Annotated in this window: 20 protein-coding genes; 4 read left to right on the top strand and 16 right to left on the bottom strand. The window is 61.1% G+C overall.

Annotation, left to right across the window (positions count from 1 at the left end; genetic code table 11):
- Positions 1 to 173 precede the first annotated feature (173 nt).
- The 12 genes from AC07O2_RS24310 to AC07O2_RS24255 form a co-directional block, all read right to left on the bottom strand.
- On the bottom strand, positions 174 to 713 hold the full coding sequence (locus tag AC07O2_RS24310) for an SMI1/KNR4 family protein (RefSeq protein ID WP_495234730.1): 540 nt from the start codon (positions 711 to 713) through the stop codon (positions 174 to 176).
- A gap of 679 nt (positions 714 to 1392) precedes the next feature.
- A complete protein-coding gene (locus tag AC07O2_RS24305) occupies positions 1393 to 1926 on the bottom strand; it encodes a hypothetical protein (RefSeq protein ID WP_495234729.1) in 534 nt (177 codons plus the stop codon).
- Positions 1927 to 2020: 94 nt separating this feature from the next.
- Positions 2021 to 2545 carry a hypothetical protein gene (locus AC07O2_RS24300; protein ID WP_495234728.1) on the bottom strand — a complete coding sequence of 175 codons (525 nt, stop codon included), beginning with the start codon at positions 2543 to 2545 and terminating at the stop codon, positions 2021 to 2023.
- Between the two features lie 113 nt (positions 2546 to 2658).
- Positions 2659 to 3093, bottom strand: coding sequence for a hypothetical protein (locus AC07O2_RS24295; RefSeq protein WP_495234727.1), 435 nt, complete (start codon positions 3091 to 3093; stop codon positions 2659 to 2661).
- A 132-nt stretch (positions 3094 to 3225) separates the two neighbouring features.
- Positions 3226 to 3798, bottom strand: coding sequence for a DUF4304 domain-containing protein (locus AC07O2_RS24290; RefSeq protein ID WP_495234726.1), 573 nt, complete (start codon positions 3796 to 3798; stop codon positions 3226 to 3228).
- Between the two features lie 95 nt (positions 3799 to 3893).
- Positions 3894 to 4178 carry a hypothetical protein gene (locus AC07O2_RS24285; protein WP_495234725.1) on the bottom strand — a complete coding sequence of 95 codons (285 nt, stop codon included), beginning with the start codon at positions 4176 to 4178 and terminating at the stop codon, positions 3894 to 3896.
- A 723-nt stretch (positions 4179 to 4901) separates the two neighbouring features.
- The gene (locus AC07O2_RS24280) at positions 4902 to 5690 is read right to left on the bottom strand and encodes an enoyl-CoA hydratase/isomerase family protein (protein WP_495234724.1); all 789 of its coding nucleotides are present in this window, start codon (positions 5688 to 5690) and stop codon (positions 4902 to 4904) included.
- 30 nt (positions 5691 to 5720) lie between these two features.
- Positions 5721 to 6617 carry an alpha/beta hydrolase gene (locus AC07O2_RS24275; protein WP_495234723.1) on the bottom strand — a complete coding sequence of 299 codons (897 nt, stop codon included), beginning with the start codon at positions 6615 to 6617 and terminating at the stop codon, positions 5721 to 5723.
- A gap of 67 nt (positions 6618 to 6684) precedes the next feature.
- Positions 6685 to 7305, bottom strand: a complete 621-nt coding sequence (locus AC07O2_RS24270; protein WP_495234722.1) for a flavin reductase family protein — start codon at positions 7303 to 7305, stop codon at positions 6685 to 6687.
- 13 nt (positions 7306 to 7318) lie between these two features.
- On the bottom strand, positions 7319 to 7732 hold the full coding sequence (locus tag AC07O2_RS24265; RefSeq protein WP_495234721.1) for a tautomerase family protein: 414 nt from the start codon (positions 7730 to 7732) through the stop codon (positions 7319 to 7321).
- A 63-nt stretch (positions 7733 to 7795) separates the two neighbouring features.
- Positions 7796 to 8206 (bottom strand): hypothetical protein, encoded by a 411-nt coding sequence (locus AC07O2_RS24260; protein ID WP_495234720.1) that lies wholly within the window; start codon positions 8204 to 8206, stop codon positions 7796 to 7798.
- 123 nt (positions 8207 to 8329) lie between these two features.
- Positions 8330 to 9313, bottom strand: coding sequence for an MBL fold metallo-hydrolase (locus tag AC07O2_RS24255; RefSeq protein ID WP_495234719.1), 984 nt, complete (start codon positions 9311 to 9313; stop codon positions 8330 to 8332).
- Between the two features lie 275 nt (positions 9314 to 9588).
- Between AC07O2_RS24255 and AC07O2_RS24250 the strand changes: the two genes are divergently transcribed.
- The 3 genes from AC07O2_RS24250 (at position 9589) to AC07O2_RS24240 (ending at position 11012) form a co-directional block, all read left to right on the top strand.
- Positions 9589 to 10074, top strand: coding sequence for a winged helix-turn-helix transcriptional regulator (locus tag AC07O2_RS24250; RefSeq protein ID WP_495234718.1), 486 nt, complete (start codon positions 9589 to 9591; stop codon positions 10072 to 10074).
- A 74-nt stretch (positions 10075 to 10148) separates the two neighbouring features.
- Complete coding sequence (locus tag AC07O2_RS24245; protein ID WP_495234717.1) at positions 10149 to 10433, top strand: hypothetical protein; 285 nt, start codon at positions 10149 to 10151, stop codon at positions 10431 to 10433.
- Between the two features lie 270 nt (positions 10434 to 10703).
- The gene (locus AC07O2_RS24240; protein WP_495096065.1) at positions 10704 to 11012 is read left to right on the top strand and encodes a BON domain-containing protein; all 309 of its coding nucleotides are present in this window, start codon (positions 10704 to 10706) and stop codon (positions 11010 to 11012) included.
- A 99-nt stretch (positions 11013 to 11111) separates the two neighbouring features.
- Here AC07O2_RS24240 and AC07O2_RS24235 read toward each other — a convergent pair whose 3' ends face one another.
- On the bottom strand, positions 11112 to 12278 hold the full coding sequence (locus AC07O2_RS24235; protein ID WP_495234716.1) for a mandelate racemase/muconate lactonizing enzyme family protein: 1167 nt from the start codon (positions 12276 to 12278) through the stop codon (positions 11112 to 11114).
- Between the two features lie 107 nt (positions 12279 to 12385).
- Here AC07O2_RS24235 and AC07O2_RS24230 point away from each other — a divergent pair, with 107 nt between their 5' ends.
- On the top strand, positions 12386 to 13288 hold the full coding sequence (locus AC07O2_RS24230) for a LysR family transcriptional regulator (protein WP_495234715.1): 903 nt from the start codon (positions 12386 to 12388) through the stop codon (positions 13286 to 13288).
- A 56-nt stretch (positions 13289 to 13344) separates the two neighbouring features.
- Here AC07O2_RS24230 and AC07O2_RS24225 read toward each other — a convergent pair whose 3' ends face one another.
- From AC07O2_RS24225 to AC07O2_RS24215, 3 genes are read right to left on the bottom strand one after another with little or no spacing between them, the layout of a single operon-like run.
- Positions 13345 to 16410 (bottom strand): efflux RND transporter permease subunit, encoded by a 3066-nt coding sequence (locus tag AC07O2_RS24225; RefSeq protein WP_495234714.1) that lies wholly within the window; start codon positions 16408 to 16410, stop codon positions 13345 to 13347.
- The gene (locus AC07O2_RS24220) at positions 16407 to 17537 is read right to left on the bottom strand and encodes an efflux RND transporter periplasmic adaptor subunit (protein ID WP_495234713.1); all 1131 of its coding nucleotides are present in this window, start codon (positions 17535 to 17537) and stop codon (positions 16407 to 16409) included. The genes AC07O2_RS24225 and AC07O2_RS24220 overlap by 4 nt, the downstream gene beginning before the upstream one ends.
- Positions 17534 to 18964, bottom strand: a complete 1431-nt coding sequence (locus AC07O2_RS24215) for an efflux transporter outer membrane subunit (protein ID WP_495234712.1) — start codon at positions 18962 to 18964, stop codon at positions 17534 to 17536. The genes AC07O2_RS24220 and AC07O2_RS24215 overlap by 4 nt, the downstream gene beginning before the upstream one ends.
- Between the last annotated feature and the right edge of the window lie 24 nt (positions 18965 to 18988).

The raw sequence follows: 18988 nt of genomic DNA, 5'->3' as shown, positions 1-18988 counted from the left end.
TCATACGGCCTTGCTTTCCCTGGCTTGTTGTGTCATCTGCCTTCGTAGACTTTCCCCGTTTTGTTAGCCGCTCTAAGTGTTGGCTCGCTCATCGTTTCATCCTCGGACGGTGAATGTCTGTTCGTGGCCGACAACAGCATTCTGCCGCACGGCTCACAATTCTGTCCTTCAGGTCAGCGTGACATGGCCACCGCGACCGCCTCATTAAATGTCTGCGCGACGAAGTAAAAGTTGTCCGGGTCGCCGTGGTCCCACTGATAAACAGCGCACTCACCATCGGTATTTTTTTGGTCAAGGCGGAAGCAGTATCGACCCCAGTCCGACCATCCTGCGAAAGGAAGGAAGCCCTTGTCAAAAAGCAGCTCTCGCGGATGTCCCTCAAAAACCTGAGCAATCAAGACATCCTGCCAGCCAACGGATGGGTGTGCGAACAGCCACATGTCTCCCAGATGCAATTCCATGAAGTGTTTGTAGCCTAGAAGTGCCATGAACTGTGGACTGAGGGGAACCTTCAGCACCGCTTCAACCGGAGCAGCATCGGCTCTTTCAACCCGCGAAGTAGTAGGCGTCCAGGCAACAAGCCCCTCGTCCTGGTCCACCTCACTCGTCCTCATGTCGGAAGGCACCAGATGCTCGGGGTACCAGTTGACGCTTGTCTCAACGATTTGGGAAAGATATGAGTCGACTGCGCTGCGTATTGTAGATTGAAGCATGGGTCTAGTTCTGTTTGCCGAGCGGCAACAAGTGACTGCTAAGGGGTGTTTTGAGCTGGCATAGCGACCGGCTGGTTTTGGCCGACTGTAGCCGAAAGGCTGGCTGGTCCATTCGGGCCCTTTGCAGTCTTTGCCATTGCTCTGAAGCGGTCACCGGGCGTTGCCTCAGTCGCCTAGTTCTACCGCAATAGGAGCGCCGTGCTTGAAGGGCACACTAATCATTGCATCAGGCCAGCCGGTTAACGAGAACTCGACGGCGACGTCTCCAGTTTGATAGACGGTGAAGCCATCGCATTCCAGCATGCCTTGTCCCTCCATGAAGGAAACCGCACTGGGGTCCGACCACACGAATGCTTGGGCGGCCTGAACGAGCGTGGTCGCGTTTTCGAGCAACTGGCATGCAATCTTGACGCCCTCCGGACTTGGGCAGTTTGGGCCTCCTTCGATAGCAACCCCAAGAGTGCCAGGACGTAGCGATGGTCGCCAGAACTTGCCCGCACGGATGAGTCGTCCGAGCTGTGGATGTTCAAAGGGCGGTGTCTTTTGTAGCCAAGAAAACATTAGGAAAGGAAATTCCGCTTGTGGTCGGATTCTGGCGCCATCAAGGGTTCGTCATGGCGAAATCCAACGAACTCTTTCGAGAGGAAGAGCGAAATACAAATGTGGAAAGCTGAAGGGCTCATCGTGAATAGAACCAATCTATGAATTCATCAGCAACTTCAGGAGTCATCTCGAGTACAGCTTCGGCAACGTTGCCGAAACCCTTGGCTGCTGCCAAGGCTGAAAGCGCGCAGGCAAGGAAGCCTCCGTCCCACTCGCGGTCGGCGGCCTGTGCAATCAGCGACGGTAGTGCCGCCAGAGCCGCGAAGTAATTGGCCTTAAGGTCATCGGGGATTGCGACGGACTTTTGCTGCCTCCAGGCCTCGACAATGGACGGGAACTGAAAGTAGCTGAAGTGCGCGGTTGACGGCGCAGTTGCCAAAACACGTATGACATGCGGCACCGCCGCGAACGAGGCGGAATAGACGTCGTTTTGGTGAGCCAAGGCGCTCCAGAGAGAGAACCAGGGTTCTCGGTCATTTTCGGATGGCGGCAGAGTGTCGAGCTGCCGTAGCAACACCGGTATGTCCGAGGCTTGACCATACGCATGCACAAGCTCACCCCACCTGAGGCTAGTAAGGGGCAGGCAGGAGAGTTCAATGGCGTTTGGCATAGGCGGTCAATGTCTGCTTCTGTTGGCCGCATTCTGCCTGACGCCAACCGGCTCCAGCGGGCATCACTCAGACCCTCCAACTCCTTGATTGCAGTCACTCCATACCAATGCTGACCAAATAGATTCGCTTGTTCCACTCGTCCCAGGCGACTCGCTTCTGCGAGTCGCTCCAGAGGTTGAAGTAACCCATGAGGTCACCGTAGGCTTCGTTGAGAACCACGGTGTCCGGCTTGCCGAATTCGCGCACCAATTGCTCCTGCGATGTGATATATCGAAAAGCGTCGAGGTGAGCCCCGTATAAGGCAAATCCGGCGACAGTCCCATTTTTTATTTTGAAGCTAACCTTCTCAAAAAAGTGCAGAACACCACCGTTTGCGAGCACATCGTCGACTACTTCCCCAAGCGCCAACTCATGACCGCTTCCGTCTCGATATACAGAAGGCTTTCCGCTGGATGATTCGCTGCTCTTTACGATTGGCGCTAGCGTGACTTCGACGACACGCTCAATTGGGAAATCGCTAGCCTTCGACCCATAGCCAACACCAGAAAGTGCCAGTTCGCTCAGACGTGACAGTCGCGACCTCAGCACGGTCAAGTCCTCAAGTATTTCAGTGGTCATTGCTCTCAGATTGTTTGGTGGACCAACGTGAGCGACTGCTCTTGGCCGAATTAAGGCATCGTACCAGCAGCTCCAATCGGGACCAAACCGGGCGTTTGCACTCAGGGGAAGGCTTAACGGTTTAAGACAACGGGGAGAACAGGCGAAAAGTCATTTTCCTCGTTGGGCAAGGGCTCTTCCACCATCCATTCGCCATCAAGCTTCTTAGGGAGGAACGCAAATGGGGCTATGAATCCATTCGGGAGTTCTACTTGCACGATGACATGGTCATCATTCGCCGGCTTGAAGAGAGTTGCTACAGCTCTCAGGTTCCCACGCTTGATAGAAATCTCATTCAAACGCGCTGCCACAGCGTCAAAGAGCATCTCGTTCGATGCGCCCTTGGGAGATGTTTCCGCCGGAAACGCAGTCTCAACTTCCAACTCCGTGCCTATCAATGCAATTCCAGTAGGAGGCACCACGCCGAAACTCCGAAGCAACCACTGAGCGAGTTGCGAGGCGGTCACAACGGCAACCGTTAGGGGGTCTTCATTCTTGGTGGGCATCATGGGTAATTTTGAGGGGTTCTGTGCGCGCAGGAGTTCGCTAGTCAATGGACTGCTTGTGGCCGACTGTAGCCGACAGGCTGGCTGGTCCATTCAGGCCCGAAGCAGCCGTTGGACAGTTCGGAAATCGGTCACTCATTTCGGCGTCTTGGAAGTGCATTCGCCAAGCACCTGTCCAAGCTCGCTCTTCAGGATGACAGCGCGGTCACCCGCCAATTCCAAACCGTGGCTGATAAGCTCGCGAGCCAGCTCTACATAGCCTAGATTTGCAGCCGCGCGAGCCAAATGAAGAGTCGCGCGTGCTGTTGTCGTTCCAGAGCTGAACTTCTGTAGCAACTCGTCGGGGCTGTCAGTTACGAGTGCGCTCCGCAGAGTCTGGGCGTTTCCGAAGAAGTGGGTCAGTCCCGAGAGGATTTCTGCCTCCAGCTGAACGAAAAGTTCATCAGACATTTGCCACGGCCAATCGCCGCCGACCCTTCGTCGCAGCATGCATTCGTATTCCTTCAACTTCGCCAAATCTGCGTCCCCCTCGGCTGGAACAAACACGGCTTGTGCTCCAAGGTTGACGTAGAAATTGTCTCCACCCCTACTGCCTTGAAAGTTGATGAGAAAAACGAAATCTCCTTCCTGCTTCCGATAGTTCTGGCCGGAGCCTTGGAAGCCGAGCGCACGAAGACTCGGCCCCACCTTTTTCAAGACCTCTTTCATAACATCTCCAACGAACGGAAATCGGGTTTTCTAGCGAAGCATCCCACGCAAGTGGAAAACGGCTCCTGGCCGATTGCTACGCTAGGCATTGGGGCTCAGCGCGATGCCTCGCGGCGAATTCCAGCAGGGTCGAGCCGGCAGCACCACTTGGCAGCTTTCGTCCAATCTGGGCCGTCAATGTTTACGGTCGCGATGCCGCTTGCTATCAAGAAACCGTCGGTCCCGTCGACGTACGGGTCGTCCTCTGTCACTTCAATCGGCATGCCTTCAAAAAGTTTGACAGGCCGCCCTTGCACATCCAGTCGAACGTCGTCTTTCGACAGCAGAAAAAGGTCGCTGTCCACCATTTCGTTGAAGTCGATTTCGAAGCGAGGAATCATGTATTGAAGGTCTGCTTGTGGCCGTTTACTGAATTAACTCGCTTGCGGCCGATAGACCTTTGCGACACGGCCGTATCCAACGACACGGCCCTCCAACATAGCGAACTCCGTTCCGAGCGAAAAAGCAGGCAACGCTTGCTCGGGAAAGTAAAACTGAACTGCGAGCGTGAGCGTTTCACCTGGCGAGAAACTACATCCATCGGGCAACAGGAATCGCATTGAATAACCCTCGTTCGATGAAGCGCTGAACACCCCTCGGTATTCCCCAAATATTGGACCTCTCCTGCCACCTTCATCCGAAGACAGGAGCGTCAGTTCTACATCGATTTCCGGATTGAACATACGGTGTTGGTGAAAGCCCGATTTTGGCCGACAAGCGTCTAGTTCACTGTACCCGGTAAATTCCCGGTGCCAGGCGCCTGCCAATACTCATTTTGTTGTTGCATGCATTGAATTGAGCAATTGCGCTCACTTGTGTCGATTTCATGCTGGCCGGTCATATTCTCCACTAGGGTATATCCAGCTTAGGCCTGCGAGAACCCGGGTGGTCATCCAAAGACTGGCGGTGCTCGTCGTTCTGGCGTTGGCGTCCACACGCCATCCTCCACGATAGTGGCGCTGAGCGTTTCATTCCGCTCAGCGCACCAATCCCCCATGCGCCTCAACTACTTGCGCCCGCAATTCGTGCATGTTCACGCTCCGTGACAAGGCTTGCGTGGCGGATCAACGGCCCTTGAATTCGAGCACCGGGCGCGGCGTGCCGGCCTTCAGGGCCTGGGTGGCCGAAGCAAGCCCGGCCTTCACGTCTTCGGTCTCGAACAAGGGCATGGCAATGTTGAACATCACATCGTCGGCCGCCTGGACACCGCCGTTGGCCCAGGTGCGCAGCAGGGCCTTGTGCGCGGCGTGGGCGCGTGTCGGGCCGTGCACGAACTTCGCGGCGAAGGTATGCGCCTCTGCAAGCAGTTCGGCGTCGGGGACGACGCGGTTGATCACGCCGAAGCGCTCCATCGTCGCGGCGGGGACGCGTTCGGAAGTCAGTGCCCATTCCATGGCACGTGCGCGTCCGGCGCGTTCGGCGACGCGGTAGATGCCGCCCAACAGGGTCACGAGGGCAAGCGACTGTTCCGGATGGCAGAAGGTTGCGCTTTCAGCGGCAAAGATGACATCCGCGCGCAACGCCAGTTCGAAACCACCGCCGGCGCACAAGCCGTGCACCACCGCGATGACCGGCAGGGGCAGGCGTTCAAAGCGATTGAAGACGTCCATATAACCTTCGAAGCGCGCACGCAACTGGCGGGGGGTGTCGTTGGGCCAGGGCAAGATATCGCCGCCAAAGCTGAAGTTCTCGCCTTCGGCGCGCACCAGCACGACGCGTGCATCACTGCGTTCGATCGCGTTGATCGCCGTGGCCAGTTCGTCAACCATCTGGTCGTCGATGCGGTTTTGCGGCGAGCGATCGAGAATGATTGTGGCAATGCCATGCTCGATGGTATGGGTGAGATGAGGCATGTCGGGTTCCTGTGTTGTCGCAAGTTGAGGTTACGCGAGGTGTTCCTTGAACCAGTCCAGCGCGGCGGCACTGGATTGATCGAATCTGGTGATGTACGGGTCGAAGTGGCCGCCGGGGATCATCACGAGGCGCTTCGGCTCAAGGGCGCGCTCGTAGGCGGCCAACTCGAGATCGGTCAGTGTGATAGTGTCCTGCAGCGCGACGACCATCAGCAGCGGCGTGGGCGACACGCGCGCAATCCACGCGCCCGGTTCGTACATGCGCGCGGCGCGCGTCGAGCGCACCGTGACGCTGTTGTCCCAGGCGCCGTCGGGCACGGGCTGCAGATAGAACTCGATAGCATCTTTGGCGCGGTACGAAGCAGGGATGGCCGGATCGGCGCTGACGATCGTCTGCCTGCGCGGCGGCTCGCCGCGCGCCTGCGCGCGTTCGTCCGCCGAGAAGGCCTCCTCAATGGCGGCGACGGCGTCGGGTGGAATGCGGCGCAGTCCTTGCTCGAAGCCGCTGATCGTCGGCACCTGCGCGACGACCGCGCGCAGGCGGCGGTCGGTTGCGCCAAGCACGAGCGCATGACCGCCGGCATAGCTCGTGCCCCACAAGCCGATGCGCTTCGCGTCGACAACGTCCTGGCGTTCGAGGAAGCTGATCGCGCGCCGCCAATCGGCGACCTGACGCCATGGGTCGATATCCTGGCGCGGCGTGCCGTCGCTGGCGCCGAAGTTGCGGTGATCGTGCAGGAGGACGACAAAGCCGCTGGAGGCGAATTTCTCGGCGAATCGCTCCAGGCCGTGCTCCTTCACGCCGGCATAGCCATGCGCCATGGTGATGGCGGGATAGGGGCCGGTGCCGCCGGTGGGCACATAGAGCCAGCCGCGCAGCGTGACGCCGCCTTCTGCTTCGAATGCGATATCGGTACGTTGAAACATGGAAGTTCTCCTTGTAGAAAGATGTCAGGCGGTGCCGTAAAAGTGACAGGCATCGACCTTGCCGCGGTCAATCGCCCGGTCGCTCAAGCGTGAAGAGCTGCCCCGCGCCGATTTCGAAATAGTCGGCCGGCCCACCGCCGCGCAGGATCGGACGCGCCTGCGCAGTCTGGTACACGCCGTCCTTGATCAGCTGCCGGTCAATGTGGATCGCTACTGCTTCGCCCAACACCAGCCACGCCGGGAGCGCCGTGCCGCCCTGCGCCTCAAGCTGCACGATCTGGGTGACCACGCACTCGAACTGCACCGGGCTAGCCGCAACGCGCGATGGCCGCACCTTGGCCGAGGGCAGCGTCTCCAGTTTGGCCAACTCGAATTCATCGACGTGCGCTGGCACCATCGCCGCGGAGGCGTTCATCGCCTCGGCCAGCTCTCGCGTCGCCAGATTCCATACGAACTCGCCGGTGTCACGCGCGTTGGCGAGCGAGTCCTTCGCACCAAGCGAGCAAAAGCCGACGATCGGCGGCTTGTAGCTGAACAGGTTGAAGAAGCTGTAGGGCGCAAGGTTGCGCACGCCGTCGTTAGAGACTGTGCTGATCCAGCCGATCGGTCGCGGAGCGACGATGGCGTTGAGCGGATCGTGACGCAGGGAATGCCCCTGCGCCGGCTCGTAGAAATGCCAGTCGGTCATAGCTTCGTCGTTCTTACTTGTTGACCCAAGGCATAGAAAGGTCGATGTCAGAGACCAGCTTTCCACCACCGAAGCTCATGTTCTCCAAGGGAAGGGCATACATCATCAGGGTGACATCGTCCTGGCTGACGCCAACCTTTTCTACTGCGTATCGGGTGACCAGCTCTGCCAGCTTGCGTTTCTGCTCCACCGTCCTGCTCGTACCGAACGTCACCGTTACGATCATGTGCTTGTCGGATCTCGTCAAGTCAGGAAAAGTCGGATGGATGAAGAATTCATCCTCCTTGTGCTCACTGATGATGATGAAACGGTCATCCATAGGTGTATCCATGGCTTCATGAAGGGCGAGATTTAAGGCATCTGCCAGAGCTCGCTTCTGTTCGCTGGAGAACTTTTGAGCCGGAATATGGGCGTGAAATATTGGCATAAGTAGTTGCTCGGTTGTGTTGTTCAGGTTGAACGAGGCGATAAGGTTGGTTGTCTTCCCGGCTTAGCTAAAGAAGTCATGGCCGAGTGTTCCTGCGAGTCGCTCCTTGAGGCCAGACGAGAATTCACGAACGACGGGAAACGGGCTCTGGAAGAGCTTGATGTTGTTGATCAGGCCAGACGCATTCCGGGTGATGATGGTGGTGCCGGCGATCGGCTTGCCACCGTGGATGGCATCCCACTCAAGGTAAGTCTTCACACCGTCAACCGTCTCCGCCGTGAATACGAAGTGTTCGTACATCGTGCTCGTCGCGGCAAAGAATGCCCCGATGAGTGTCGGGCCGACCACGGCCTTGCTGAGGGCTGTGGTCTGAAGGCTGGCGTCAGCGGTGAACGACGTCGCGAAGTCGCTCGTTCCCTTCTTCTTGACGATTTGCATCCATGCCGTTCCCGGCGTGTTGGTGTTAGTAGTCATTGCAATCTCCTATCAAATGTCTGCGTCTTCGCAGAGGGCGCGCCCGATGGCGCGGACTAAAAAGCGCCGCTGCGCTTTGTCGGATGTGCGCGGTAGTCGTTACCGCGCAAGTGATGCGTCGGCTTACTTCAGGTTGAGGAAGGTCGCCGGTACCCAGTCGTAGCCAGCGCCGGTGTCCACCTTGCGAACACGGCCCAAGCCAGGGAACGGCATGTGGGCGGCGGCGATCATCGTCTTGTCCGCAGCGAGTTTCACCAGAAGGTCTTCACGCGTTTTGATGGCCGTCGGGCCGTCGGAGTCGAAGGCGATGCCAATTTCCGGGTGCGGCATCTGGACGGCGAGGACGTGGGCTGTGTCACCCCAGACCAGCAGCGACTCACCCTTGGAGGAAATCATGTAGCCGGTGTGACCGGGCGTATGGCCGGGAATGGCATACGGTGCGATGCCGGGGACGATTTCGTCCATGCCTTCGTATGGCTTCCACTTGCCAGCAGCGACGTAAGGCGCGGCAGCATCCTGTGCCACCGTGAAGAAGATTTTTGCTTCTTCCGGGGCCTTGGCGGCGATTTCCTTCGACAGCCAGAAGTCGGCGTCTGCCTTCTTCATCATCACGGTCGCGTTCGGGAAGACGCGTTTCCCGTCTTTGTAGATCCCGCCAACATGGTCAGCGTGAAGATGGGTCACCAGCACCAGGTCAACCTGCTCCGGCCTGTAGCCGGAGGCTTTCAAGTTCTGCACCAGCTTGCCCAGCTCTGGTGGGCCCCAGTGGCCGCCCGCACCCGTATCGATGAGAACGAGCTTGGAGCCGGTGTTGACAAGGAAGCCTTGGACGGTGGCCGAGACATTCTTGGGATCGTTTTGGAAGGAGCGCGCCAGGAGGGACTGGATGAGCGCTGGATCGCCATGCAGGAGGCTGGAGTCAATGCCGGCGCTGCCGTCATGCAGAGCGGTGACCTCATAGTCGCCAATCATCGTGCGATAGAAGCCCGCAACCTGCTTGTGCTGCATCGGCGCTGCGGCTTGGGCCGGTGCTACAGCAACGAAGGTGCTGGCGAATGCTAGCGATACCGCGAGCACGGTGCGCGAAGTGAAGGTGGAGAATTTCATAGTGTTTCCTAACCAATGTGTGTGTGATGGTGTATGTACATACATACATACGTAATGATCTTTAGCCGAACGCAGCCCATCGGGTCATGTTGTTGTTGCCATCTTTTCGGTCACCTGCACTACCGAATTGCCACCGTAACCCGTGATGAAAGCCGTACGCATGTTCGATTCCTCTGCCGATCTGCCAAGATCTCTATAGCACTTGCATTTTGCAAGTGGTCCAATAATACCTACACTACTTGCATAATGCAAGTGGAAATTTAAGGAGCATGACTGTGACGCAAACAAAACGATCGGGCTGCCCGATCAACCTGACGCTTGAGCAGATCGGCGACCGCTGGAGCCTGATCGTTATCCGCGATGTCGTGTTCGAGAACAGGCGCAGCTATGGCGCACTGCTGGAGCAAAACAAGGAAGGCATCGCCTCGAACATCCTTGCAAGCCGGCTGAAGCACTTGACCGCGTCTGGCCTGCTGACACGACGTTCGGATCCGAATCATCAGCAGAAAGGCATCTACAGCCTCACCGAAGCGGCCATACAGCTCGTACCTCTGCTCGCCTATATGGCTGCCTGGGGCCTTCGGCATACGCACCCGAGTAAGGAGGCGTCTTTGCGCGGGGAACTGTTGGAAAAGGGCGGCCCTCCACTTTGGAGTGCCCTTATGGATGAACTACGCTACCTGCATCTGGGTGCAGCGCGCCCGGCGCGCTCAGTGTTGGGCGAGCTCCGGGCCGACGACGAGAAGGTAATCGCTAATTAATTAGTACTAATCTTGGCTCATGACATACACCATGTAGTGCAAAGCTACGCTTGCTTCACAGGCTCCGCACGCAGATGGAATACAGCGAAACTTTGGCGGCTGGCGTGTCGTCCTTCAACTGCATATTGAAACAAAAATATATCGTGCATACCAAGGCCGTAACCCTTTTGCGAGAGGATTTGATGCTGGGCTTACGGCGTGGCTCCCAAGCTATGGCTGTCTGTCTCTGGCTCCTGCTTGGAAGCCCGGCCAACGCCACCAGCTTCAATTGTGCAAAAGTCCATACGTTGCAAGAGAAGCTGATCTGCAGCGACGACGGCCTTGGCGTGCTGTCGACCTACAAGAAGGTCGGCAAATAGATGGAAGTGCGTATGGCGCGAAGCATTGCGTATTTGGCGGTGCGTCATGCGCAGTCTGTGAAATCTAGGTAAAAAGTGGCTCTGGCGCAGGTAATAACTGCGCTGGTAGCTATCAAGTTAATAGCGAATGGTGGCCTAGGGTTTCACCCTAGATTGCAGTTGACATCTGCCTGTGGGGTTTCGCAACACGGGGTTGGCGGGGGCTTGGGAAGATCACCCCATCGACAACCAACCGCACCGGTCACGGTGCAAACCCCGAAGGACTTCACCATGACACGCACTTTCAATCGCATCGCCGCTTCTGCTCTGTTCGCCCTGACCGCTGGCGCCTTCTTGCCCGCACATGCCGCCGGCAACGACGCTGACCTGGCAGGCCAAGTCCAAGCTGCGCTGAGCAGCAAGTTGGGTAGCGACGCCAAGGACCTGACCGTCACCGCCGACAACGGCAGCATCACCCTGCACGGCTGGGCCCAAGGCCCACAAGAAGAAGCCAAGGCCCGCTATGTGGCCAGCACGGTGCCTGGCGTGCACAACGCTTATAGCTCGGTGCGCACGTTCTCGACCGATAGCAACGAGTAAGTTGGACCTGTGCCCCGTGTGGGCACGTTCCAAAAACAAAGGCCTGCAACGTTTGCGTTGCAGGCCTTTTGTTATGCGGCGGGGTAGCCGCATAACGGCTTATGCCGACAGTGCCTGCATATGGGCGTACAGGTCTGCCTTGCCTTCAAAGCCGATGCCTGGCAGGTCGGGCAGTGTCACGTGGCCGTCGATGACCTTCACGCCGTCAGGGAATCCGCCAAAAGGCTGGAACAGGTCGGGGTAGGACTCGTTGCCGCCCAGGCCCAGGCCCGCGGCGATATTGAGCGACATCTGGTGGCCGCCGTGCGGTATGCAGCGCGAGGCGGACCAGCCGTGCTCTTTCAGCATGTCCAGCGTGCGCAGATATTCGACCAGGCCGTAGCTTAGCGCACAGTCGAACTGCAGCCAGTCGCGGTCAGGGCGCATGCCGCCGTAGCGGATCAGGTTGCGCGCATCCTGCATGGAGAACAGGTCCTCGCCCGTGGCCATGGGGTTCTTGTAGTAGTTGCGCAGGGTGGCTTGCAATTCAAAGTCGAGCGGGTCGCCTGGCTCTTCGTACCAGAACAAGTCGTACTGCGACAAGGCCTTGGCGTACTGGATGGCGGTGTCCAGGCCAAAGCGGCCATTGGCATCCACGCAGAGCTTTTGCCCGTCTTGCAGCACGCTCAGGATGGAGTCGATGCGGCGCAAGTCTTCGTCCAGCGAGGCGCCGCCGATCTTCTTCTTCACCACGGTATAGCCCCGGTCGATGTAGCTGCGCATCTCGTCCTTGAGTTTGCCGTGGTCCTGGCCTGGGTAGTAGTAGCCGCCTGCCGCGTAGACGAAGATCTTGCGGTTGGGTTTGCCGTCGCCATAGCGGTCGGCCAGCAGCTGGAACAGCGGTTTGCCTTCGATCTTGGCCACCGCATCCCACACCGCCATGTCGATGGTGCCGATGGCGACCGAGCGCTCACCGTGGCCGCCTGGCTTTTCATTGGTGAACATGGCGTTCCAGATTTTGTGCGGGTCCAGGTTTTTGCCGTTGTCGTCGATCAAGGAGTCTGGATCGGCTTCAAGCACGCGGGGGATGAAGCGCTCGCGCATCAGCTTGCCCTGGCCGTAGCGGCCGTTCGAATTGAAGCCATAGCCCACCACCGGTTTGCCGTTGCGGACCACGTCGGTCACCACGGCGACCAGGCTCAGCGTCATCTTGCTGAAGTCGATATAGGCATTGCGAATGGGGGAACTGATGGGAATGGTTTGTTCCCGGATTTCGACGATTTTCATGGGGGGCTCCGTGGAGGCTTGCGTTGTTCGGAGCGCTATGATCGTGAGCCCGATGGGATTTGACCAATGCTGTTTTTTTCCTCTTCAATGCTTTCAAAGCACTGGCTATGAACCTGTCCTGGCTGGATGATTTTTTGGCCTTGGCGGCGACCGGAAACTTCTCGCGCGCGGCCGACGAGCGCCACATGACGCAGCCTGCATTTGGTCGCCGCGTGAGGGCGCTGGAGGAATGGCTGGGCACAGAACTGTTTGACCGCAGCTCGCAGCCGATTCGCCTGACCGAGACCGGGCAATGGTTTTACAGCGTCGCCCAGGACCTGTTGGCACAGGTGGCGCGGGTGCCGGGTGAGGCGCGTGCCGTGGCCGAGGCCAACTCCAATGCGCTGCGCTTTGCAGCCACCCATGCTTTGTCGTTCTCCTTCATGCCCAGCTGGTTGCGCAGCTTTGAGTCCCTCACCATGCTGGGCACGATACAGCTGGAGTCGGACATGCAGCAGCGCTGTGAAGCACTGATGGAGCAAAGCAAGGTGCAGTTCGTGTTGTGCCATGCCCATCCGCAGGCGCCCAGCCGCTTGCATGCCGATGGTTACCCTTCGGTGCAGATTGGCGCCGACGTACTGGTCCCCGTATCCGCCGTGGATGGGCTCGGCAAGCCGCTGTATGCACTGGGCGCAGGCCCATCGCCCGTGCCGTTGCTGACCTATAGCGTGGCCTCTGGGTTGGGCCGGATACTGCATGAGACCCACCATGCCGCGCTGGAGAAGCTGGCCACGCAGACCGCCTTTACAGCCCACCTTGCGTCCGTGCTCAGAACCATGGTGCTGGATGGCCGGGGCATCGCCTGGTTGCCGCGAAGCCTGGTCAGTGAAGACCTGACCAGCCAGCGTCTGGCCGTGGCGGCGCCTGAAGAATGGTGCATCGATCTTGAGATTCGGCTCTACCGCTCCCGCAGCGCCATGGGGCGTGCCGCAGAAGCGCTGTGGGACGCGGTCACCCAGTCAGTAGCCTGAGGATTTAAGAGAAAAGGGCCTCCAGTGCAGGTAATACCTGCGCTGGAGGCTACTTTTTATGTAGCGCTGTGGTGGTGGCGCTTAACGTGGCGGCGCAGCCAGAGCAGCAGGTCGTCCACATAGGTGAAGACCACCGGTACCACCAGCAGGCTGAGCACGGTGGAGGTGATCAGGCCGCCTATGACCACGATGGCCATGGGGCCGCGGAAGCTGGAGTCGGTGCCCCAGCCCAGGGCGATGGGCAGCATGCCGGCGACCATGGCGATGGTGGTCATCAGAATCGGTTGGGCCCGCTTGTGGCAGGCGTCCACCAGCGCTTCATAGCGGCCCATGCCTTGCTGGTGGTAGGCCACCACCGCGTACTCCACCAGCAGGATGGAGTTCTTGGTGACGATGCCCATCAGCATCAACAGGCCGATCACCGACGACATGGAGAAGCCGCTGCCGGTGATCAGCAGCGCCATCAGCGCGCCACCCACCGACAAGGGCAGGGCGGCCAGGATGGTGGCGGGCTGCATGAAGTCGTGGAACAGCAGCACCAGCACCGCGTAGATGCACAAGATGCCGACCAGCATGGCGCCGCCAAAGCTGGTGAACAGCTCGGCCATGCGCTGGGCGTCGCCGGTGGCGATCTGCTGCACGCCGCTGGGTAGGCTCTGCATGCTGGGCAGGGCCTGCACCATCTTGTTCACCTCGCCCGTGGTCAGGCTGCCCAGCTCGATGCTGAGGGTGACGTTGCGCATGCGATCCAGCCGTGCGACCTGCGACGGCCCGCCGCCCAGTGACAGATCGGCCACGGATGCCAGCGGCACAGCACCGCTGCGCCCGGCCACGCGCAGCTGGCCGATAGCGTCCAGGTCGGAGCGCAGGCTGTCGTCAAAGCGCACGCGGATGGGGATCTGGCGTTGCGGCAGATTCAGCTTGGCCAGGCTGGTGGCGTAGTCGCCATAGGTGGCCACGCGGACCACGCTGGCCAGGTCGGTGGTGGTCACGCCTTGCTCGGCCATGCGCACCGGGTCGGGCCGCACATGGATTTCCGGCCGCTGTAGGCTGGAGCTGTCGGTGATGTTGCCTATGCCTTTGAGGGTGCGCAGGTCCTTGGTCAGCGCGGCGGTGGCCTGGTTCAGGGCCACGGCATCGTCGCTGGCCAGGGTCACGTCCAGCGACTGGCCATTGCCCTGGCCCATCACACCGACGCGGGTGCCGGGCAGGGCGCCCAGGGCCTGGCGGATGGCGGCTTCGACCTGTGCCTGCGAACGTGGCCGCGTGCCGCGTGGCGTGAGGCTGACGGTGAGCGTGGCCTCGTTCACCGTACTACTGCTGGCGTCGCTGGTGGAGTCGCCAATTACGGTGAACACCTGGCGCACCTCGGGCATCTTGGCAATCAGCGCCTGGGCCTGGGTACTGGCGGCGCGGGTCTGCTCCAGCGTGCTGCCGGGCTGCAGCTTCAGCGAGATGGTGGTCTGCGCGTTGTCCGACGCGTTGATGAACGAGGTGGACAGCAGCGGTATCAGGCAGACCGAGCCGACAAAGAAAAGCCCTGCCAGCAGCACCGTGCTGCGCCGGTGGGTTTGGCACCAGTGCACCATGGCCAGGTAGCGGCGCATGATGGGGCCGTCGTGCTGCACGTGGTTGGGGCTGGGCTTGAGGATGTAGGCCGCCATCATCGGCGTCAGCAGACGCGCCACCAGCAGCGAGGCCAGCACGGCTGCCGCCGAGGTGATGCCGAACTGGCGGAAGAACTTGCCCGGTATGCCGCTCATGAAGGCGGTGGGCAGGAACACTGCCACCAGGGTGAAGGTGGTGGCGATCACCGCCATGCCGATTTCATCCGCCGCCTCCAGCGCGGCCTGCATTGGCGTCTTGCCCATGCGCAGATGGCGCACGATGTTCTCCACCTCCACAATCGCGTCGTCCACCAGCACCCCCACCACCAGGGACAGCGACAGCAGCGTGATCAGGTTCAGCGAATAGCCGCACAGGTACATCACCAGAAAGGTCGGGATGATGGACAGCGGCAGCGCCACGGCAGACACAAAAGTCGCCCGCCAGTCGCGCAGGAAAAGCCACACCACCACCACCGCCAGTACCGCTCCTTCGTATAGCAGGTGCATGGAGCCCTTGTAGTTGTCTTGCGTGGGCGTGACGGTTTCCACCGCCTCAGTGATCTGCACCTGGGGATGGGTTTGGGTGAAGCTTTGCACGGCGTTCCGCACCGCCGCTGCCACGGCCACGTCGCTGGTGCCGATCAGCTGCTTTACCTGGAAGCCGACCACCGACTTGCCGTTCAGCGCGGCGTAGGCAAAGCGCTCTTCTGCGGTGTCGCTGACCTGGGCCACCTGGTCCAGCCGCACGCTGGTTTGCTGTGCAGTGGCGGTGGTCACGGGAATGGCCAGGCCGGCCAGTTGCTCGGGCCGGTCCAGCCGGCCCAGGGTGCGCACCGACTGGTTGGTACCGCCCAACATGCCGCGCCCGCCGGAGGCATCGGTCTGCACTGCCTTGATCTGGCTAGATACGCTGCCGGCGGTTACGCCCAGGCCGGCCAGTTGTGCCGGGTCCAGGGTCACATGCATTTCACGCGTGACACCGCCTACGCGTGTCACGGAGCTCACGCCCTTGACGGACAGCAGCGCCTTGCTGATGTCGTTGTCGATGAACCAGGACACATCAGCCTCGCCCAGGTGCGGCGCCTGCACGGTATAGGTCAGCAGTGCGCTGCTGGCGCGGGTGACCTTGGACACCACGGGTGCGGCGACCTCGGTGGGCAAGTCGGCACGTGCGCTGTCTACGGCGTTGCGCACCTCGTTCAGTGCAACCTCGCTGTCCTTGTCCATGTCGAAGCTGACCACGATGCTGGCCGCGCCGTCGGTGATGGTGGTGGTGATGTGGTCCACCCCGCCTACCGAGGCCAGTTTGTCTTCGATCTTGCGGGCCACTTCGGTTTCCAGCTGCGCGGGGGCCGCGCCCTCCAGCGTGGCCGACACCTGGATGGTGGGTACGTCGAGGTCGGGGAAGTTCTGTATGGCCAGCCGGTGAAAGCCCAGCAGGCCGGCCCCGGTGAGGATGATGAACAGCAGGATCGCTGGGACGGGATTGCGTATCGACCAGCTCGACAGATTCATGGAGTCCCCTTGGCGGCGCTGGCGGTGCCAGCAGGGCTAGTCCACTGCACTGGGTCACCGTCCTTCAGAAAGGCGCCGCCACTCAGCACCAGCGTGGCCTGTGCGCCTATGCCGCTGGTGATCTCCACCATATCGCCCAGCCGGCGACCGGTCTGTACCTGGCGCTGCGCTACTTTGGCGGTACCGTCTTTTTCGAACACATAGCTGTTGCCGTCGCGCAGCACCACGGCGCTGGCCGGCACCACCAGGGCCGGGGCTTCGCCGGTGTCGATCTCGCCGCGCACATACATGCCGGCGCTGGCTGCACTTCCTACCGGTAGGTCCACATAGGCCAGGCCGTTGCGCGTGCTGCTGTCCAGCGTGGGGCCGACGATGCGCAAGCGGCCCTGTACCTGGCTGCCGTCGGGCAGCGTGACCTTGGCCGTTTGGCCGGGCTTGAGCGTGCTGAGCTGCTTGCCCGTGACTTCGGCCCGCCATTCCACGCGGCGTTGGCGCACCAGCTGGAACAGCTCGGTGCCGGATGCCACCACATTGCCCAGAGTGGCGCTGCGGTTGGAGACCACCCCGTCGTCCACCGCCAGGATGCGTGTATGGCCGAGTTTGATACGTTGCGTGTCCAGCGTGGCCAGGGCCGCGTCCAGGCTGCCCTGGGCGGTTTGCTCGGCGATCACGTAGGAGGTGACCTGTTGTTCTGAAAGGGCACCACTGTCGCGCACCGCGCGGCTGCGGTCAGCCTCGGCCTTGGCCTGGGCCAGCTTGGCGCGGGCCTGGACCACGGCGGCCTCCTGGGCGCGCAGGTCGGCGCGTACGCTGTCATCGGCCAGGCGGGCCAGCAGCTGGCCGCGTTTGACCACGCTGCCCACGTCCACCAGCACCTCGGCAATGCGCAGGCCGGCTTCTTCGCTGGCGATGCTGGCGGTTTGCCAGGCAAACAGGCCACCTGCAAACTGCTGGGTACGCCGCCAGTTGAGCTGCTGCGGCTGTACCGCCGTGACGGACAGGCCGGCATTCGCGCTGGCCGGGGCGGTGCTGGGGGTTTGGGCCGGGCTTTGCGCCATCCACAAGCCACCAGCGACCAATAGCACGATGACGGCAGCTGCAATCCATGTTTTTCTATGCAATTTCACTTCGCTTCTCCAGAGGACATTACCGGTGCTTGCACCGACCAGCCGCCGCCAACGGCTTTGTACAGGGCCACGCCGTACAGCAGCTGGTCGCGCTGCACGGTGATCAGGCTTTGCTCGGCGGCGATAGCATCGCGCCGGGCTATTTCGAGGTTGAGCAGGCTTTCGCCACCGGCGCGCCACAGTGACTCCACCGTGTTGGCATAGGCCCGGTAACCCAGCGCGCTGCGGCGCAGGTCGGCCTCGCGGCGGGTGGCACTGTCGAGCTGCACCAGGTCTTCTTCCACTTCTTGCACTGCACTGCGCACGGCCTGCTGGTAGTTGGCCAGGGCCAGGTCGTAGGCGGCCTGGGCCGAGGCCACGGCCGCCAGCTTGGCGCCGCCGTTGAGCAGCGGCAGCGACAGGCTGGGCCCAAAGGACCAGCTCGTGCTGTTGGCGTTGCCCGCCGTCTTGCTGCCTGATAGCGAACCCACCAGTGACAGGCGCGGGTAGCGGTCGGCCTCGGCCACGCCGATTTCGGCACTGGCAGAAGCCAGGCTGCGTTCGTATGACACCAGGTCGGGCCGCTGGCTGAGCAGTGCCACCGGCAAGGTGCTCAAGGCAAACATCTGCGGTGTAGGCAGGCTGGGGGCCTGCGCTGCCAGTTGCTGGCGCAGGGTGGGCTCGTCCAGCCCGGTCAGGGTGACCAGGGCCTTGACCGTCAGGTCGCAGCTGGCTTGCTGGGCCGTGGCGGTGGCGGCGGCGCTGGCGGCACTGGCATCGGCCAGCGCGGCGTCAGACCGCGCACTCATGCCGGCCTGCAGCGAGCGGCGGGTGATGTCGGCGGTGGCCTGGCGCGACAGCGCGTCGGCCTGGGTGCTGGCCAGGGTCAGCTGGCAGGCGCGGTAGGTCAGGTAGTCGGTGGCCACTTCGGCGGCCAGCGACACCCTGGCGTCATGCCAGTCGGCCTGGCGCGCCGATACCAGCGCGTCGGCCGACTCCACCGAGCGGCGCACGCTGCCGAACAGGTCCAGCTCCCAGCTGGCGTCCAACGCACCGGTTGTCGTGGTGGTAGTGCTGGTGCCTGTGGTTCGGCCTCGGCTTGCGGCGGCGCTGCCGGTCAGCGTGGGCTGGCCCGCGGCATTGGCTGTGCTGACGTTGGCGCGGGCCGAGGCGATGTTGGCCGCCGCCTTGCGCAGCGAGGGGTTGCTGGCCTCGGCGGACTGCAGCAACTGGTTCAGCGTGGCGTCGTGGAACTGTTCCCACCAGGTCAGCAATTGTCCGGTGTCGCCCGCATGCGGCAAGGCTGCTTGCCAGGCGCTGGGTACGGTGAGCTGTTGTGGCACCGGTGCCTGGTACTGCGGGCCTACGGCGGCGCAGCCGCAGAGCAGGGCGCTGCACAGCAGCAGGACGGGCCGTCTGAAGACGGAACGGGGAGACGGAGAGTGCATGGTGGTATCGGTTGGGTGGGGACA

The organism is Rhodoferax sp. GW821-FHT10B06 (assembly GCF_059415605.1).
Note: the sequence above shows the minus strand (reverse complement) of the source record. Positions and strands in the feature narration are given on the sequence as shown.

Excerpts from the sequence above, each read along its gene's own strand:
- AC07O2_RS24310 (WP_495234730.1), bottom strand. The coding sequence starts at position 713 with ATGCTTCAATCTACAATACGCAGCGCAGTCGACTCATATCTTTCCCAA.
- AC07O2_RS24305 (WP_495234729.1), bottom strand. The coding sequence starts at position 1,926 with ATGCCAAACGCCATTGAACTCTCCTGCCTGCCCCTTACTAGCCTCAGG.
- AC07O2_RS24300 (WP_495234728.1), bottom strand. The coding sequence starts at position 2,545 with ATGACCACTGAAATACTTGAGGACTTGACCGTGCTGAGGTCGCGACTG.
- AC07O2_RS24295 (WP_495234727.1), bottom strand. The coding sequence starts at position 3,093 with ATGATGCCCACCAAGAATGAAGACCCCCTAACGGTTGCCGTTGTGACC.
- AC07O2_RS24290 (WP_495234726.1), bottom strand. The coding sequence starts at position 3,798 with ATGAAAGAGGTCTTGAAAAAGGTGGGGCCGAGTCTTCGTGCGCTCGGC.
- AC07O2_RS24285 (WP_495234725.1), bottom strand. The coding sequence starts at position 4,178 with ATGATTCCTCGCTTCGAAATCGACTTCAACGAAATGGTGGACAGCGAC.
- AC07O2_RS24280 (WP_495234724.1), bottom strand. The coding sequence starts at position 5,690 with ATGCCTCATCTCACCCATACCATCGAGCATGGCATTGCCACAATCATT.
- AC07O2_RS24275 (WP_495234723.1), bottom strand. The coding sequence starts at position 6,617 with ATGTTTCAACGTACCGATATCGCATTCGAAGCAGAAGGCGGCGTCACG.
- AC07O2_RS24270 (WP_495234722.1), bottom strand. The coding sequence starts at position 7,305 with ATGACCGACTGGCATTTCTACGAGCCGGCGCAGGGGCATTCCCTGCGT.
- AC07O2_RS24265 (WP_495234721.1), bottom strand. The coding sequence starts at position 7,732 with ATGCCAATATTTCACGCCCATATTCCGGCTCAAAAGTTCTCCAGCGAA.
- AC07O2_RS24260 (WP_495234720.1), bottom strand. The coding sequence starts at position 8,206 with ATGACTACTAACACCAACACGCCGGGAACGGCATGGATGCAAATCGTC.
- AC07O2_RS24255 (WP_495234719.1), bottom strand. The coding sequence starts at position 9,313 with ATGAAATTCTCCACCTTCACTTCGCGCACCGTGCTCGCGGTATCGCTA.
- AC07O2_RS24245 (WP_495234717.1), top strand. The coding sequence starts at position 10,149 with ATGGAATACAGCGAAACTTTGGCGGCTGGCGTGTCGTCCTTCAACTGC.
- AC07O2_RS24240 (WP_495096065.1), top strand. The coding sequence starts at position 10,704 with ATGACACGCACTTTCAATCGCATCGCCGCTTCTGCTCTGTTCGCCCTG.
- AC07O2_RS24235 (WP_495234716.1), bottom strand. The coding sequence starts at position 12,278 with ATGAAAATCGTCGAAATCCGGGAACAAACCATTCCCATCAGTTCCCCC.
- AC07O2_RS24230 (WP_495234715.1), top strand. The coding sequence starts at position 12,386 with ATGAACCTGTCCTGGCTGGATGATTTTTTGGCCTTGGCGGCGACCGGA.
- AC07O2_RS24225 (WP_495234714.1), bottom strand. The coding sequence starts at position 16,410 with ATGAATCTGTCGAGCTGGTCGATACGCAATCCCGTCCCAGCGATCCTG.
- AC07O2_RS24215 (WP_495234712.1), bottom strand. The coding sequence starts at position 18,964 with ATGCACTCTCCGTCTCCCCGTTCCGTCTTCAGACGGCCCGTCCTGCTG.